The organism is Alteromonas sp. CNT1-28 (assembly GCF_022348345.1).
In the GTDB taxonomy this organism is placed as follows: domain Bacteria; phylum Pseudomonadota; class Gammaproteobacteria; order Enterobacterales; family Alteromonadaceae; genus Alteromonas; species Alteromonas macleodii.
The window spans coordinates 132,763-148,883 of sequence record NZ_JAKREZ010000003.1; the positions used below are offsets into that span (position 1 = coordinate 132,763).

16 protein-coding genes are annotated in these 16,121 nt (G+C 44.5%); 6 read left to right on the forward strand and 10 right to left on the reverse strand.

All coding sequences use genetic code 11. The features are described from left to right. Positions 1-25: 25 nt before the first annotated feature. The 3 genes from MHN02_RS03295 to MHN02_RS03305 form a co-directional block, all read right to left on the reverse strand. Positions 26-784, reverse strand: a complete 759-nt coding sequence (locus tag MHN02_RS03295) for a DNA/RNA non-specific endonuclease (RefSeq protein WP_014949288.1) — start codon at positions 782-784, stop codon at positions 26-28. A gap of 331 nt (positions 785-1,115) precedes the next feature. Further along, positions 1,116-2,171 (reverse strand): alcohol dehydrogenase family protein, encoded by a 1,056-nt coding sequence (locus MHN02_RS03300; RefSeq protein ID WP_039232619.1) that lies wholly within the window; start codon positions 2,169-2,171, stop codon positions 1,116-1,118. 64 nt (positions 2,172-2,235) lie between these two features. Continuing rightward, entirely contained in the window at positions 2,236-2,754 is a 519-nt protein-coding gene (locus MHN02_RS03305; protein ID WP_061485764.1) for a TetR/AcrR family transcriptional regulator, read from the reverse strand. A gap of 277 nt (positions 2,755-3,031) precedes the next feature. On the opposite strand from MHN02_RS03305, the gene MHN02_RS03310 reads away from it, so the two are divergent. Both MHN02_RS03310 and MHN02_RS03315 read left to right on the forward strand, forming a co-directional pair. Then, entirely contained in the window at positions 3,032-3,778 is a 747-nt protein-coding gene (locus MHN02_RS03310; RefSeq protein WP_061485765.1) for a hypothetical protein, read from the forward strand. Between the two features lie 50 nt (positions 3,779-3,828). Next, positions 3,829-4,635 carry a DUF3307 domain-containing protein gene (locus MHN02_RS03315; RefSeq protein WP_061485766.1) on the forward strand — a complete coding sequence of 269 codons (807 nt, stop codon included), beginning with the start codon at positions 3,829-3,831 and terminating at the stop codon, positions 4,633-4,635. A gap of 141 nt (positions 4,636-4,776) precedes the next feature. Here the strand turns inward: MHN02_RS03315 and MHN02_RS03320 are convergent, their stop codons facing one another. Beyond that, a complete protein-coding gene (locus MHN02_RS03320; protein ID WP_014979173.1) occupies positions 4,777-5,682 on the reverse strand; it encodes a LysR family transcriptional regulator in 906 nt (301 codons plus the stop codon). 198 nt (positions 5,683-5,880) lie between these two features. Here MHN02_RS03320 and MHN02_RS03325 point away from each other — a divergent pair, with 198 nt between their 5' ends. The 3 genes from MHN02_RS03325 to MHN02_RS03335 all read left to right on the forward strand — a co-directional run bounded on the left by MHN02_RS03325 (position 5,881) and on the right by MHN02_RS03335 (position 7,611). Continuing rightward, positions 5,881-6,852 carry an NAD(P)H-dependent oxidoreductase gene (locus MHN02_RS03325; protein ID WP_061485767.1) on the forward strand — a complete coding sequence of 324 codons (972 nt, stop codon included), beginning with the start codon at positions 5,881-5,883 and terminating at the stop codon, positions 6,850-6,852. A gap of 109 nt (positions 6,853-6,961) precedes the next feature. Then, positions 6,962-7,165, forward strand: a complete 204-nt coding sequence (locus MHN02_RS03330; protein WP_041449840.1) for an ankyrin repeat domain-containing protein — start codon at positions 6,962-6,964, stop codon at positions 7,163-7,165. 173 nt (positions 7,166-7,338) lie between these two features. Beyond that, positions 7,339-7,611: a hypothetical protein gene (locus MHN02_RS03335; RefSeq protein ID WP_061485768.1), complete on the forward strand. Its 273-nt coding sequence runs from the start codon at positions 7,339-7,341 to the stop codon at positions 7,609-7,611. A 73-nt stretch (positions 7,612-7,684) separates the two neighbouring features. Here MHN02_RS03335 and MHN02_RS03340 read toward each other — a convergent pair whose 3' ends face one another. Continuing rightward, complete coding sequence (locus tag MHN02_RS03340) at positions 7,685-8,506, reverse strand: DUF4437 domain-containing protein (RefSeq protein WP_239244548.1); 822 nt, start codon at positions 8,504-8,506, stop codon at positions 7,685-7,687. Positions 8,507-8,694: 188 nt separating this feature from the next. On the opposite strand from MHN02_RS03340, the gene MHN02_RS03345 reads away from it, so the two are divergent. Further along, on the forward strand, positions 8,695-9,654 hold the full coding sequence (locus tag MHN02_RS03345; RefSeq protein ID WP_061485770.1) for a LysR family transcriptional regulator: 960 nt from the start codon (positions 8,695-8,697) through the stop codon (positions 9,652-9,654). 62 nt (positions 9,655-9,716) lie between these two features. Here the strand turns inward: MHN02_RS03345 and MHN02_RS03350 are convergent, their stop codons facing one another. The 5 genes from MHN02_RS03350 to MHN02_RS03370 form a co-directional block, all read right to left on the reverse strand. Next, a complete protein-coding gene (locus MHN02_RS03350) occupies positions 9,717-11,912 on the reverse strand; it encodes a TonB-dependent siderophore receptor (RefSeq protein WP_239244550.1) in 2,196 nt (731 codons plus the stop codon). After that, the gene (locus tag MHN02_RS03355; RefSeq protein WP_239244552.1) at positions 11,902-13,212 is read right to left on the reverse strand and encodes a DUF3526 domain-containing protein; all 1,311 of its coding nucleotides are present in this window, start codon (positions 13,210-13,212) and stop codon (positions 11,902-11,904) included. The genes MHN02_RS03350 and MHN02_RS03355 overlap by 11 nt, the downstream gene beginning before the upstream one ends. Then, a complete protein-coding gene (locus tag MHN02_RS03360; protein ID WP_239244554.1) occupies positions 13,209-14,651 on the reverse strand; it encodes a DUF3526 domain-containing protein in 1,443 nt (480 codons plus the stop codon). Before MHN02_RS03360 ends, MHN02_RS03355 begins: the two co-directional genes overlap by 4 nt. Next, positions 14,648-15,370, reverse strand: a complete 723-nt coding sequence (locus tag MHN02_RS03365; RefSeq protein WP_239244556.1) for an ABC transporter ATP-binding protein — start codon at positions 15,368-15,370, stop codon at positions 14,648-14,650. The genes MHN02_RS03360 and MHN02_RS03365 overlap by 4 nt, the downstream gene beginning before the upstream one ends. A 330-nt stretch (positions 15,371-15,700) precedes the next feature. Further along, a complete protein-coding gene (locus MHN02_RS03370) occupies positions 15,701-16,081 on the reverse strand; it encodes a heavy metal-binding domain-containing protein (RefSeq protein ID WP_272492312.1) in 381 nt (126 codons plus the stop codon). Positions 16,082-16,121: the final 40 nt, after the last annotated feature.

Genomic DNA, 16,121 nt, shown 5'->3' on the forward strand with positions numbered 1-16,121 from the left:
CATCCCTGCCTTTTTAGATGGGTTATTAACAGCCGAGCGCAGCGGTTAAGCCTCCTAATCCCCCTTCAACAGCATTTTCTTTATAGCTTGGTAGTGACGGCATAATGTTTAGACCTGTTCTGGATTCAACTTCATTAACCGTTACCTCAGTTGCGCAAAAGTTATCACTGCGAGCTGCGTTTTGCTCTAGGATGAAAGCAGAGGCTTCCACCCAGCCGTTAACATCGGTAATGACGACTTTAAAATATCCACTAGGAATGCTGTGCGACTCATCTGCCTCTGGCAGAGTAGCGAAATACCACTCATATAACGGCCCAGAAACCACATAAACGTCTTGCCCAGTTCTCACTACATCACGCACCGCATTTTCTAGATCCACCCAAGGACCTTGGTTTAGGTCTGAATCTTGAGGTGTAATGTTTGATAAATAATTTAGCATTTGCCAATCGGCTGTGTTGCTGAACGAAGCAAGAGGAACTTGATGGCCGCGGTCAGTGCCAATTGTAGCCCATGCTCCGCTGTAATCGTTCGGCTCTAAAGTATTCGCAGAGTTAATTGAAGGGTCAGCTTTCCAATTACGACTTCTTGATGGGCCGTCAATAGTGCTTGGGGTTACATGATAGGCCACCCAGTTGGCGAACTTTGTTTGTGCATTATTGTTTAGGGTGTAAATGGAACGGGTAATGGTTTGTCCAGATTGACCAGTGGGGCAGTTGTAAACACAGTTATCAGCAAACGCATTAAATGCGCAAATTGTTAGTGTGAACGCGATGAGCTTTTTCATTATATTTCCTTTTGTTTTTAGACGCCTGCGTTTTACAGGCTGTACCAAAGTACAGGTCTAAAATGTCAGGAAATAGTACCTAATGTTACAAAGAGTACAAAAACAAATACCTATGTTTGAAAACGCGATTAGCAGTGGCTTTTCTTATAATGCCCTGGCTTGTTGAACGAGCCGACGAAGCACGTTATCGCGCAAGATATGCTGGCAGAAAATTATGCTCAGTTGTGTAAGAGTTAGTGTTAAGAGCTTCGCCAAGCATTTACTCGGCGAAGCTCATAGGAGCGCCCGTCGTCAAAGGACTTTGGTTTATGTTCTTTCGGGCATATCGACGTTATTTGGGCTGTAACGTCAATACCATCTTACCAATGTGTTTTTTCTGCTCAAATTCTTGCTGCGCTTGGTGTATTTCACTTAGTGGGAATGTGCTCGATACAAGTGGTTTAATATTGCCTGCTTCGATGTGTTTTACTAAGTTGGCAAATACATCGTGTCCTAAAATAGTGCAGCCTAATAGGGTTAAATCTTTCAAATACAGAGTCCGAACATCCAAAGAAACGTCGTGACCAGCAATTGCGCCCGACGTAGCATAGCGGCCAAACGGTTTTAGGATCTCAAGTAGCTCTGGCCATCGTGGGCCCGCAACAAGGTCGATAACAACGTCGAACGGCTCGCTTTCTGCCATGTGTTGCCAATCTTCATCACGCAAAACGGTCTTGTCGGCGCCTAATGCTTGTATGGCTGATTGCTTTTGTTCGCTGGTTACTGCAACAACATAGGCGCCACGTGCTTTAGCGAGTTGTACGGCAGCTGAGCCTACGCCGCCCGAGGCACCGGTTATAAATACTCGCTCACCTGTTTTTACGTTTGCTCTGTGCAGCATGTTTTCGGCTGTAGAGTAAGAGCAGGGGAACGAGGCTAGTTCCACATCTGTCATCGTTGAATTTACTGCATGGGCGTGGCGCGATGCGACTTTAGTAAACTGTGCGAAACCTCCATTGCATTCCGAGCCGAAATACCAAGGGGTACTTAGCGGTTTACTGTCAACTTCTACCAAACAAGGCTCAATGATGACGCGTTCACCAATACGTTCTTTGCTCACGTTATTACCCACAGCGGTAATATAGCCACATACGTCGGCGCCTTGAATTAGAGGTAGGTTTAACGCATTGCCGGCCCATCCAGCATCTTCTGCATTGTTGTCGCCTTTGGAATACCAACCTTTTCGCGTATTTAAGTCGGTGTTGTTTACCCCCGCAGCGCGTACTTCAATAAGTACATCGTTGTCGCTGAGTGTAGGCAAAGGTATGTTTTCGTTAAATGTAAGCGCGTCGAGATCGCCATGTTTGGTTAACTGCACGCCGTACATTTCATTTGGCAATGATTTCATATTGTCCTCCAGAATTTTTGCTTTAGACGAGAAAGGTAATGGTTGATGCAAGTGCTAAGAAGGGCTAATCAAGTAGCACTGTTAGTGCGCCTTTCGCTGCGGTTAACGCTTTATCACCAATCGTTGGCCATGCTGATGACATGCCCTCATGTAGCAGGAACACGCTGTTTGAAAGGGCTGGGTCTTCGAGCTTTTCATTCAGCCACGTTAACACCGCGTGTTTGTGGTTGTTCACAGCGGTTTCAATTTGGAGGTTATTGGGGTAACTCGCCAAAGCCTGCAATGACATGCAACCTCTGGGAGCGAATGTCGTTAGCCATACCGACAAGCGTTCAAATATGTGGTTAATTGCTTCGTTACGCGTCGAGGGACAGTTTTCTTCCAGAAACGCGATGTAACGGCTGTGACGATAGTCGAGCGCGCCAATAATCATGTCTTCTTTTGAAGGGAAGTATTTGTACAAGGTTTTTAGTGTGGTGCCAGTGTAGCCCTTGAGTTTAGCCACATTAGGCTCTGCGAATCCGTAAAGGGCAAAAGCTTGCTCTAGTTTCGAAGCTAACTCAGATTGTTTGGGCGCGGTCATACCGGGTCTCCTCGAAAACGTTTGCTATTTTCGTCTGCTTGGCACATCACTTGTTAACCAATTAAACAGATTTTAAGTAGAATGAATATTCTACTCTAGGGTAGAATAAGTATTCTACTTAATCAACAGCCGCTATACGTTCTTTGTTATATTTTGCTTTCCGTTACGCAATTTAGTCACATGTATATTTGTGATTAATAATAATCACATTTTGCTGTGTGATTGTTTTTGAATTTGAGATGGTAGCGTGTCATAGTGGACTTCTAAACGGAAAAAAGTGTCTATTGAAAGTAGAAAAGGCAACGCGGCGCATAGTGAAATGACAAGAAAGAGTGCTTTAACAAGTAATACAAAAAAGCGCGCTGGTGTGATTACCGGTGACGTCTCCAACTCTCAGTCTTATTCTGATGCTGAATTCAGAGAGATAATTGCTACGCTGAGAGAGCGTTTAACATACTACGCCGAGTACTACGGTGGAGACTTTGATATTTATCGAGGAGACGCATTCCAGCTAGTTGTTGCACAACCACAGCATAGCATTGCAGCCGCAGTTGGATTGCGGCTAGCTCTTAAGGCGCACGCTTCAGGAGTAGATGTGCGAATGAGTGTTGCTGTGGGAGAAGCGCAATTTCGCCCTTCAGAAGTAAAAACTGGCACTGGAGACGCATTTGTGTTGTCAGGACGAGGGTTAGATAACATAAAGCCGCACCATCTTACTTTTTGTAGCGGTGAACAAACACTCGACGACAAAACGCAGCTCTTAACACGTTTTGCCGACGCGCATATCAATGGACTGACACAAACCCAGTCGCAAACCTTACTCGCGTATCTTGAAGCCACGGATAAGAGCCATGAAAGTGTAGCGGCCAAACTAGATAAAAATCGCAGTAATGTAAGTCGAATTCTCAATGCCAGTAACTATAAACTGATAGCGGAATATCTCGACTATATGGAGAGAGCGCTCATGTTATGGGTTCAAGAAGGAACCTCATTAAAAACGGAACAATTGACCAAGGAAGACTAACGTGATGACGGGTTATACAAAAAACATAATGCTTGCAACAGGAGAGCCAAATGCTTGCTGAACCTCAACTGCTGGTGGCACTCGTGTTAGCGCATCTATTAGCAGACTTTTATTTTCAACCGTTTACCTGGGTACAGCAAAGAAACGAACGGCACGCACTGGCTTTGCCCTTATACCTACACGCAATCATACACGGTATACTCGCGGCAGCAGCAATGTTCTTGTTTTCATCAACGATAAGTATCGCAAGTATAGGTGTTAGTGCAATTGTAGTCGCCGTTTCTCACTTCAAAATTGACGTGATTAAATCGTATTGTAAGCAAAACACTACGTCTTTTGTTGTCGATCAAATAGCGCACATTGTCGTGATCTTAGGCGTATTTTTGTATGCCACCAATCAGTGGCGCGAGGCAGTGGGACTACTTCAGCGGGTAGGTACATCGCACCTATTAGTGATCTTGGCCTATTTGGCGGTACTCAAGCCCAGTTCAGTTATTATTAAACAGCTGCTGTCGCCTTGGAGCGATGAAGTATTAGCTAACAAAATGCCGTCCTCTCACCCCAATGATCCGCCCACAATAAGTACAGAGGCACAACAAACTTTATCACTGGCAGGTCAACGAATTGGCTATTTAGAGCGCGTACTCATGCTTACCTTTGTATTGTTAAACCAGTTTTCTGCCATAGGCTTTCTTATTGCGGCTAAATCTATATTTCGCTTCGGCGACCTCACTAAACACCAAGACAGAAAGCTAACTGAATATGTACTTTTGGGCACCTTCACCAGTGTGGCGATGACGTTTGCCATTGGCTTGGCATGCGCAGCGGCATTAGGGCAATTACCCATAAAGTCTTAGCAAGGGCTTTATTGCGTTATTATTGTGCGAAAGACCGCTTAGCGCATCTGCAGCAAGTTAAAAACGATACCCTAGCGCACTGAAAGCAAACAAGTTACTAACGCTTGTTGAGAGTAGATGCACAGTAAAAACCAACAGGCTCTAGCGTAAAACGGCGTGTTTTTCTTCAAGAAAGTCAATTAAGGCCCTAATTCTTTGGGCCTTTTGACTATGTTGCTGAAAATACATAAACAGCCCTGAATAAGGAAACCAGTTCTCTTTAAGTACGGGAACAAGCTCGCCAGTTTCAAATAATTCATCCACCATAGGTTTAACAATTCTTCCTACACCTAACCCTTTTTTGGCAGCATCAATCATCAAATCTGTATCGTTGACTACCATAGCAATCGGCATTGAAACACTCACAGCTTGCTGGTTTTGCCACAGATGAAGTGGCGCAAGTTTGTTAGAGGTAATAAAACGATATTGAATGAGCTTGTGTTGCTGAAGGCTATCAATAGACGAGGGAAGGCCATACTTTTTAGCGTAGTGAGGTGAGCAGAACAAACATTCTTTAGTGGCTTTAGTTAATCGCTTTGCCACCATGCCTTCTTCTATCCTATCACCAAAGCGAATACCCACATCCATCCCATCGGTAATCAAATTTACGGCTGCATCGTTTATCGATACCTCAAGCTTTACGTCTGGATAGCGCTCGCAAAACTCTTGGTAATAAGGCGCCAGAAGCTGTTGGAAGGCGAAGCGGGGAGTGGTAATACGAACCGTGCCCCTAGGGGTATAGCTAAGGGCGTTAACCTCTTCAAATGCAATATCTAACGTGTCGATAGCATGATGAGTTTGCTGCTTAAGTAACTTTCCCGCATCGGTTAATTCAACTCTACGCGTGGTTCGATTGAACAAAGGAACGCCCACACTTGCTTCTAGAGATTTTAGCGCTTGGCTTACAGACGGTGGTGCCATTTCTAACTGGCGAGCAGCGCCACTAATACTGCCTTCGTCGGCAATAGCATGAAAAACAATAAGTTGTTGAAATGTGGTGCCGTTCACTTATAGCGCCTCTTGAAAGTCTAAGTGACAAATTGGTCGAAGGGTTTCAAGCCCAAAATTATATCTAGAATTTAATTGTTAGTTTTAAACTAATAATCTTTGAGTTAATCATCATCTAAAACTAAAGGTCATTCAAGCATAAACTTCTATCTGTTCACTTTGAACCAACCATAAAATTATCACGCAAAGGTAGAAGTAATGAGTAAAGTATTAGTTATCTCCGGCCATCCTAATTTAGACCAGTCCAATGCTAATAGCGCTATTTTGCAAAGCCTGACTAAGCGCATAAACGACATTGAAGTTAGACGTTTGGACACCCTTTATTCTAACAACCCAATTGATGTAGAGGCAGAGCAAAAAGCCTTGCTTGAAGCTGAGGTAATTGTGCTGCAGTTTCCTTTCTACTGGTATTCTGTACCAGCTTTACTTAAGCGCTGGATTGACCAAGTATTTACTTATAATTTTGCGTTTGGCCCTGAAGGAGACAAGCTGGCGAATAAACATTTTTTACTGTCCATTTCGGTAGGTGGCCCAAAAGAGTCTTATGGACCGCTAGGCTATAACCATTTCAGTGTAGAAGAATTCTTACGCCCGCTAGAACAGCTCGCTTATCTTGCAAAAATGCAGTACCACAAGCCAATTTACAGCCATCGCATGGTATACATCGAAGGTGTTTACAACACGCTTTCAGACGTTCAGGCCCGTGGTGACCAACATGGTAAGCGGGTAGCCGATGCTATAGATGTTTTGATGAACTCACCAGAATTGCTTATCAAACAGTTTGTAACGACGTGGTTTGGGCAGTTCGATCAATTGCCGGCGTCAAGTGAAGCTTTTCTACCGAATCTCAGCGAGGAGGTTGTCTGGCAAGCGCCAGAGGGACGATTTCAAGGCCATGCTGGATTCAACGACTGGTACGCGAAGGCACGCAAGACGTTTAAACCTAACTGTGAGCACCGTGTAGATCAAATTGATATCAAACCCGATGCTGATTCAGCGAAGCCCAATGGATTTATAGTAGACCTTCGAATTAACCTTCGCGCTGACACATTTGAGTCGTCTGACTTTAAAGGGGAATCGGTTGAGCTACAGGTAAAAGAGCGCTGGCATGTGCATATTGATACCGAAGGTAAAGTAATCATCGACAGTTATGTTGTTAGTCCTTTGTAGGGATTAACAACGTGCTAAAAACCCAAAACCAGAATTTAAAACCAAGACAAAAAGCATTTAAAAAGTTAGGCGAGACAATGAGTAAACCTATCCCAAATACAAGAAAAGCGTGTCAGTCTCTGGCGTTAATTGTGCTCTCTGGCATGGGCATTTAGAGGCAGCGAAAGTATTGGTGGAAGCAGGAGCTAGGTTAGATTTGAAAGGTTATGATGGCAATACACCAGAGCAGCTTGCAAGGCAAAACGGTTATTCTATGATTGCTGAATACCTAGAAAATACGCGAAGCAAGAGGGGAAATGCCCCGCGTACGTGAGCTGAAAAAAACGTACTAATGCCTATCGCTTTTAATTAACGAGCCGCTATACGAAACAAACGGTTAGACAGAGTGCTGCAGAATCTCAATTGATTGCTTTTTATTCAATATATTTGCTTAGTTGAATTATCTAGTTTACATTTAAAAGTAATATTAGATAGAAGAACTTAGGTATGAAATTACTACTGGCAGCGTCAATTATTTTATTAGCGGCATGTGACACAACGGAAATCGCTCAGCAGCAACCAGAAGTTAACAGCGGTGCGATTGCACTTTATGACGAACGGGGTAATTTCGTTAGGGAGTATCGTGATGTCCAAGACTGTCATGCCGCTGCTATACGTTACAACTTACGCAACGTAAAAGAAAACTCTGAAAGCAGTAACACTTACAGACGCGCTGGCACTATTGAGCCTAGAGTAACTTCATCGTGTCGAGAAGTGTAACAGCACTTGTGTTATAAACCTGCTTGAACAAAACGCCCTTAAATGGGCGTTTTTTTATGCTTAACATTTATTATCACTTGGAATCTTTCACTTGATAAGGTGATGTTGCACGAATGTAGACGATTGAAGGCTTGTTACCTTCGTTTTCAATGCGTGAGTGTGCACCTTTAGACAAAGTAAAATAGCTACCTGGATCAAGCGTTTTGACGTTGTCATATTTCAAGCTCCCACTAATTACGACTGCTTTGAATTCGTCAGATTTCGCTACTATCTCACCTTCAAAGCCTTGAGGCAGTTTAACAAACGAGCCATAAAGTGAGTGTGTATCTCCCCACAGGTAGGCTGAAGAAACACCTGTTGCCGAAATATTGGCAGTGTCTGTTTCGTGCAGCCACACCATATTGTCTGCGTGAACGTTGATTGGCCTTTCACCGTTGTCAAAATGTTCTTTTGATGGCTTTACAAGGTATGGGCCTTCATCAATTTCTAGATAAATCAGGTTGGTTTTGTCGTTCGCTGCAGTCGTGTGATCTTCACCTGCAGGTTGAGTCCAAAACGAACCTGTTGGCATCCACATCTTTGCTGCGTTTGGATCGTCATTGTGCATTTCGCCTTCAATCACAATACCTCTATAGGTTATGTTGTGAATGTGCGGTGGCGATTCAAAGCCTTTGTTAAATCGCAATAACATCCCCGTTGCCGTGTCTTTTGTTCTGTCTCCCCACAAGTCTGCTGCTCCTGGGCTTTTGTCGCCACGGGCTGGATTCAAGTAACCCCATTCGGCATCCTTAACTGCAATAACTTTGTCTTGTGCGTGTGCGCTAGGAAAAAGAAGAAAACAGGTGCTCAATAATAGCGATGCTATTGTAAGTTTGTTTCGTTTCGTTGGTTTCATTCAAACCTCCTAATTGTTGGTCGTAGGTTTTATTTAACAGACAGGCACAGTCTATTATTTCGAATAAGTCTCATAAACGACCAAAATCAATAAAGACTTTCCTGAAAATGTGGATAATAGAGGTGATCCATTTTACTTTGTCTTTTTTGCCTTGAAATCAAAAGAGTGAAATAAACGTTGAGGGAAGTATGAAAACCGAAGACCTGTCTGTGTTCGTAAAGGTGGCTGAAGTGGGCTCGATAACCACTGCTGCGATAAAACTTGATATTAGTTCATCTGCTGCAAGTATGGCGGTTAAACGTTTAGAAGAGCAGCTTGGCGTAGCGCTATTCGTGCGAAGTACACGCAAAATTCGATTGTCACCTGAAGGAGAGCAGTATTTGCCTATGGCAAAGCAAGCACTCGACACCTTACAGCAGGGCCTTGCATTAGTAACAGAGCAGAAGCAGAGCATTCACGGTGAGCTTCGCATGGCGATGTCTTCGGAAATGGGTCGCAACCTAATGCGTGAACTGCTAAATAAAGTGCAGCGCGAAAATCCAGAACTTTCATTGCGATTACATGTGAGCGACAGTCGGGTGGACTTCTACCGCGATGGTGTAGATGTAGCACTTAGAGCCATGACAAAAGAAGCGGTTAAAGAATCGCAGATGTATGGTTTTAAAGTGTGCAATATTCCGCATGTGATTTGCGCGTCTCCCGATTATTTAGAAAGAAACGGTGAGCCTACAACTTTGACTGATTTAGCGCAGCACAACGCACTTCTTTATAAACTCTACGACCAAACCCACAATACGTGGGAACTTATAAAGGGGGGCGAAAGAGTCAAAGTGAAAGTGAATAGTAATCGCGCTGTGAATGACGGTGATATTGTTCGGCGCTGGTGCGTAGATGGAGAGGGGATCGCTAAAAAGTCATGTATAGACGTTGCGGGGGATTTACTGAGCGGAAAGCTGCAGCGTATTTTGACTGGTTACCACGTACCGCTAACTGAAATGTGGCTCATGCTGCCTAGCCGGCATCTTATTACGCCAGCGGTAAGATTAATTAGAGATGAATTAAAACAGGTTATTGAAAATAAGCGTCAACGTCTTATTCAAAATCAAATATTAAAAGAGAGTGAATGGCCGCCGTGTGACAACGCCTAATTTAGTTAAAACAACACCTGAACATCATAAACGGAGAGGCTTTAAAAGCCTCTCCTTAAACCTTAAAAGCGATAGGCGGCGGTGAGCCTAAAGCGTTGAGGCGCGCCAGGTTCAACCCACACATCTGCGAAAGAGTTAGTATAAAACTCTTCATCAAACAGGTTATCTATTGCAACTTTAACTGATAAGTTTTCTATAGGCTCTATTTCAGCAAACGCACGAACCGTGGTGTAGCTTGGTAAGTAGAAATCAGTAGCGGTTTGACCTAAACGCTCATCAACATACAACAGTCCTGAACCGATACGTAGTGGCATATCAGCAAATGTAAGTCCCTTGCTCAACTGAATGCTCAATTGGTTTTCTGGAACGTTAATTAAAGGGTCGCCAGATTCAATGGCTGCAACAAAGTTAGCATCCGCCGCATCGTTTGTACTTTCAGCATCTACGAAGGTGTACGACACCCAAAGCGAAATATCATTTTCAAATTCAGCGTTAATGTCTAACTCAACACCACGGCTACGCGCTTCGCCAGCAGGGGTTAAAAAGAAACCGTCAGACGCCTCAGGGCTATCATCATAAACAAGGATGTTACTTTGCTCGATATTAAACACGGCGAAGGTGATATCACCCCGTATATTGTTAAACATTGATGTGAGGTCGGCTTTAACACCAATTTCCGCAGATTTCGATTCGTTAGGTTTAAACGGGTTTCCGGCGAAATCCGACCCCGTCAGCTGACGGAAACCTTCACCGTAAGTTGCGTACACACTTGTGGTGTCATCAAACAGATAAACAGCACCCACTTGTGGAGAAAAGCGTGTGTCGTCTTGTGATGTGGTACTTACAGGTGACGCCAGGCGATTATCAATTTCCTGCTCGAACTTATCGAAGCGACCACCCAGCCTAACTTGGAAATTATCAGTGATGTTGATTTGGTCTTGGAAATAGATCCCCCACGCTTCCTGAACTTCAAAACGGTCCAAGTTGTCAGACAATTCCACATCTGGAAGTGGTGAGTAATCCGGATTAAAAATATCGACCACTAAGTACTGTTCTAAGTCCAAGTCGTTAATGTCAGTATCGCTTGAAAAGAATGGCGGGCGATAGCGCAGAATAATCTGATCATTTTCAAACTTATCGTAGTCAGCACCAATAATCACGCGATGTGAAAGCGACCCAGTATCGAATTGTCCCGCTATTTCGCCGCGTAAAACGAAGTAATCGGTTTGGAAATTACGGTAGCGCTTAAAACGTGACAGCAAGGCTTGATTAGGATCGATAAACAACGTTTGGCGGCCACCAAAGTTGTTTTCTAATGCGTTACCCTCGAAAGTGGTATCGCGCAAGCCAGCACCCAAAAGCAGGTTCCATTCGTCAGCAAGTTTATGAGAAATCTCAATTTGATGACCAACCACTTCAGTATCAATGGTGTCGCCATTAGGATCGCCGGTAAAGGTTTCAATTGGCTGGTGGCCCAATTCACCATCGATGGCCACTACGCCACGGTCGAAAGGAATTTTTTGCTCGGTGTATTCAAGTTCGTACGTAACCGTGGTGTCTGCTGATGCTTCCCACGTAACCGATGGATAAAAGCCAAAACGCTCAGTTTCTACTGTATCGCGGAAACTTTCAGCATCTTCATAAAAGCCTACTAAGCGTACACCTACATTTTCAGCACTGCCTGCAACCGATTGTACATCAGCCTCAATGCGCTTCTGTGACCAGCTTCCGTAAGTTGCATTAATTTCACCACCTTGACGAAACTGGGGGCGCTTTGTAACAAGGTTTACCGCTCCACCTGGTTCACCGCGACCAAACAGCGCAGCTTTTGGGCCTTTTAACACTTCAACATGATCAATGCCAGAAAGATCACGAGGTCCGCCAAATCCGCGTCCTGCGTTAAAACCATTTACCAGAAACCCGCTAGGTAAGTTTTCGTCACCTGAAAAACCACGAATAGCAAAGCTGTTCCAAAGGCCACCAAAGTTATTTTGTCTGGCTACCGAAGCGGACAAGTCTAAAGCGTCGTTAAGGTTTATAGCGCCTGCATCATTGATGAGACCAAGGTCGATATCCTGCGCTGCTGCCGGCACTTCTTTATATTCAAATGCCCCTTGATACGCACGGTGCATACCATGCACCGTAATTTTCTCTACATCCGCTTCTGATTGAATATTAGTGTTTTGCGCATTTGCAGGCGCATTCAAAAGCGTTGCGATAGAAAGGGCGAGGGTAGATTTTACCCAGCTAGTCTTCATTAGTGTTTTCCTGTGTCTTTCTTATTTTTGGTGAAAATTGAGGTAGCTGTTTAAAACTGGCCGAAGAAAACTCCGGGGCTTCAAACAAGTGATGATAGTAGAATTTGCGCAACGACGCATGAAATTCACGAACGTTATTTTCGTAGTTAACCATGGCTTTAACATCGGTATCAGCCGCACTCGTTAATAAGCGTTGCGTTAACAAAGACGGGGATAGCAGAGCAACATAGCTTGCAATTTTATCTTTGCGTAAGGTGGCGGCTTGATAAGCCTCTGAAAGTTCCTTTGCCGTTTGGTCGCCAACTTGTTGAAATGCGTAATACCACTTCCAATTAAATGAACTGTCTCGCTGTGGATCAAAGTCGGTTTTATCCGCCCACTGTGGGTGAGTTTCAATAAATGCTTCCCATGTTTGTTCAACAGGTTTGTCCCATGCACTGTTAACGGCTTCTCGCTGCGTGAGCACAATGTCGCCGCCCTCAGGTGTATCAACCGACGCATTAATTATGGTGTGCCCAGTAACTGGCACAATAACCGTTGTGACAAGCCATACGCCTAACATGATTGAAGCTAGGTGCGTGGCGCTGAAATTAGCAAAACGCTTAGCAGCACCTATAGCAAGCACAATAGCGCTCCAAATAATTATGCTGCCAATGACGATGGTACAAACCGTTACTGTTTGAAACACAGACGCGCCATTCACTACACTAAAGGCAATAAACGGAATAAGTGTAGCTAGTGTCAAGGGAACCAGGGTTACCAATACGCGTGATGACCAAATAGCATGTGAATTGCGTGCGGTTACATTGAGCAAGTCAAAACGGCGGGCTTCGCGTTCCTTCGCTTTTAAGTCGTAAAGGAGCAAAATGATAAACAGAGGCAACAACACACTGGTAACGAAAGCAAAGTCAAAACGCCCTAAGAAAGCAAGCTCCGGATTGTCTGTATCGCTTTCATAAATCTGACCTTCTAGCGCTAGCATTCTAATACGGTGCTTCCACGGAAACACATCGCGCTCTCCTACGGCAGCAAACGCCAACGGCGAGGGCGGGGCATAGGTCAAATGAAAGGCGTAATAGGCTACCATGCCATAATTAGATTGGTGAGTAAGGACAGCGTTGCGCTCTGTTTCATCTTTATCTAACAAGCGCTCAATAGTGGCTTGCTGTTCTTGCATTTCCGAATAGCCAGACCACAACGACACCGAGCTTAAAAGAAACACGACCAAAAGCGTTAGTTTTATCTGACGATGGCCAAATACGAAACCCGCTTCTCGTTTAATATCGCTATAACGCATCATGGATTTAATCTCCTAACTGCAGCTTGAAGAAGTAGTGCGGTAAGTCCCATCCAAAGCAACAGCTGAATAAAATAAATCAACGCGTTACTAATGCGTGTGCTTCCTGCTTCTGGTTTAAAATCAAACTCTGCTAAGATCGCCCAGTTATCTGCGCCAACCACAGCTTTGTCTGCTGCTTCTTCACTGGCGTTGCGGTTCATATCTAACTTGTAATCGAGTTTTTCAGCGTGAACCTTGTTCAAAGCCTGAACAAACTCAAGTCTTAGCGTTTCCGCTTCCCTTAAAAAGCGGTGGTGTGTCTCGAGGCTAGTTCCCGCAAGGATCGTAGAAATAGAGCGCACCGCAACCGTCGGCGAAAGCCAGCCAAACTGCCGTGCTATTTGGGCTTGTTCCAACTCTTCGGACATGCGGGTTTCAGCAAACTCATTAAGCACTTTGGCTTGTCGACCTTCGGAGTACTGGGCAACAATGCCCCTGAAATTAACGGGTAAGTCGTTAACTGAATCTACATTGTATTTAGCTAGTAAATCTTCTTTTAGCTTTTTGAATGCAGGATCGTTAACGTCATGACCGTCACCTAAACTTCTAAGTTTTTCTTCCACTTTGAAATCGGCTTCAAGTTTTCCCATTGAAGGGGCAATGTTTGTGGCAACGCTGCTCCCTAAACGAGGAAACAACACACAAGCGCTCATCCAAATGACAACAAGTACGGTGAAGCTAACGCTGCTTTTCTCAAATATGGCCGAGCACGCAGTGACTACCGTGGCCCATAGTAAAAAGTAAACCACATAACTAAGGCAAAAGAGTATTACAACAAGTGCACTTTCGTTTGAAAACGCGACATAAAGACAGGCAAGCAGTAGCGGGAGTAAAAATAGGCTGCTAGCGGTTATAAGCGCCAGAAGCTTCCCTAAGAGCAATTGCCAACGGGTGGTGCCTTGAGAAAGCAGTAAGGTTAGCGTGCCGGCTTCGCGTTCACGTGACACGCTGCCGTAGCCAATTAGAATAATAAATAAAGGTGCAAGAACCAAAGCTAAAAAGCTGGGTGTTAAACTACTAAAGCGTGTAAGTCCTGCGGATTGGCGCTGCTCGGCGAACATCGCACTATTTTGGCGGTGCCCTTCTAAAAATATAGCGTTCCCCGTGTAGGTATCGACACCCGGTTCAATTACGCTCAGTGGAGTGGGGGCACGAAATACATAATGACCATAATGCACCATGCGATGAGGGTGCTTATCAGGCTGTGCCTCAAAGCGTTGTTCAGCTTCTGTTTGAAGGTGGTCTCTGGTGTGGGCAGCCTCATCGACGTGAAAGGCGTTAACTACCAGTGCAGCTATGGTAAGCATAGCGCCTAGCAATAAAACGGTCGCTGCTACTTTTGTTCGCATCCAATAGCGCCACTGTTCTGCACAAATGATCTTAGCAACATTCAGTATCATACATTACGCCCTGAAAATGCTGCGTGAACGGCTTCAGTATCTATTGGCGTATCGCCAGCGCGCTCGAAGGAACCGGTGAGTTTGCCATTACTTAAAAGCACAATTCGATGGGCAACTTGGCAGGCACCATAAACGTCGTGGGTAACCATAAAAATAGTAGCGCCACCCGCTGCCAGCTCTGACACTAGCGCATTAAATTCGTCGATGGCTGCTGGATCTAGCCCTGATGTGGGTTCGTCTAAGAACAGTACAGGCGCATTGCGCAGTAGCGCCAGGGCAATTGCGGTCTTCTGACGCATGCCTTTTGAATAATTAGATAGCGCCTTATTCCACGAATCTTCTTGAAGTGCGACCTTGCGAAGTGCGGCGAACATATCGTCGTCAGACTTATCGACTCCAGCCACTGACAAGAAATAGCGAATGTTTTCTAAACCAGAAAGATGGCCATATAAGGTGACAGATTCGGGTAAGTAGGCAACAGACTTTTGAACCTGGTTTGGTTGGGTAGAGGCATTGTGCCCTAATACAGTAGCGCTACCGCTACTTGCCTTCATAAGCCCTAAAAAGGTTTTAAGGGTGGTGGACTTACCTGCACCATTTCCACCTAAAAGTGCAAATACTTCGCCTTTTCCTACATTAAAATTGAGATTGTCTAGAAGCGTGCGATCGTCAACACGCACGGTAAGCGCATCCGCGCATATCACTGAATTTGTTTGCATTGTTTGGAGAAGCTATACATTAGAATTGTTCTGCAATGTTATAATATAACTATCTAGATGGGAATAGCTTTTATTTAGGTAGCTTATGTTTTGTCTTAATTAGAAATAATTTACAAATTTCGGAGGCTGAAACGAAAAAGGCTTGCCGAGTGGCAAGCCTTTGAAATTGGTGGAGCTGGCGGGAAGTGCCACCTAGTTCAGAGGTTAATAATTAACCTAGAATTTACAGTTACTTATAGTTAAGTGCAAATCTTTTTCGGTAGATATCGTGACACTTAATCGTGATACCTGTTTATTGGCGAGGGTTCGCGAACCAACCTTTTTAATCTATCATTTATCAATCTCTATTGCGGTTCCACTCGCCACGAGGAACATCATAGGACTACCTGCGCCAGCTACCTCGCTGTAGTCTAAATCTACAGCTACAACGGCGTCTGCGCCTAGATTATGCGCCTCACGTCTCAATTCGGTTAAGGCCATGGCCCGAGCCTCTTTGAGAGCGTTTTGCGTAGACGATTGTCTGGTCTCGCCGATACTGCTTATCTCGGCTACTAATGAAGATAAAATCGTAGAGCGGTAGACGTATTCGGCAGTTACGATTCCCAATCTTTTACGAACAGCAAATGGTGAAATCGACTCGGTGGTTAGAATTATGTGTACTAGCTCAGACTTGATCTGACAGTTACCCGTTTTTTCAGGTGTCGCTGTCAGTTTAGATTTGAGCTAGATTCTTCTCAGCCCAAGTCCGTTT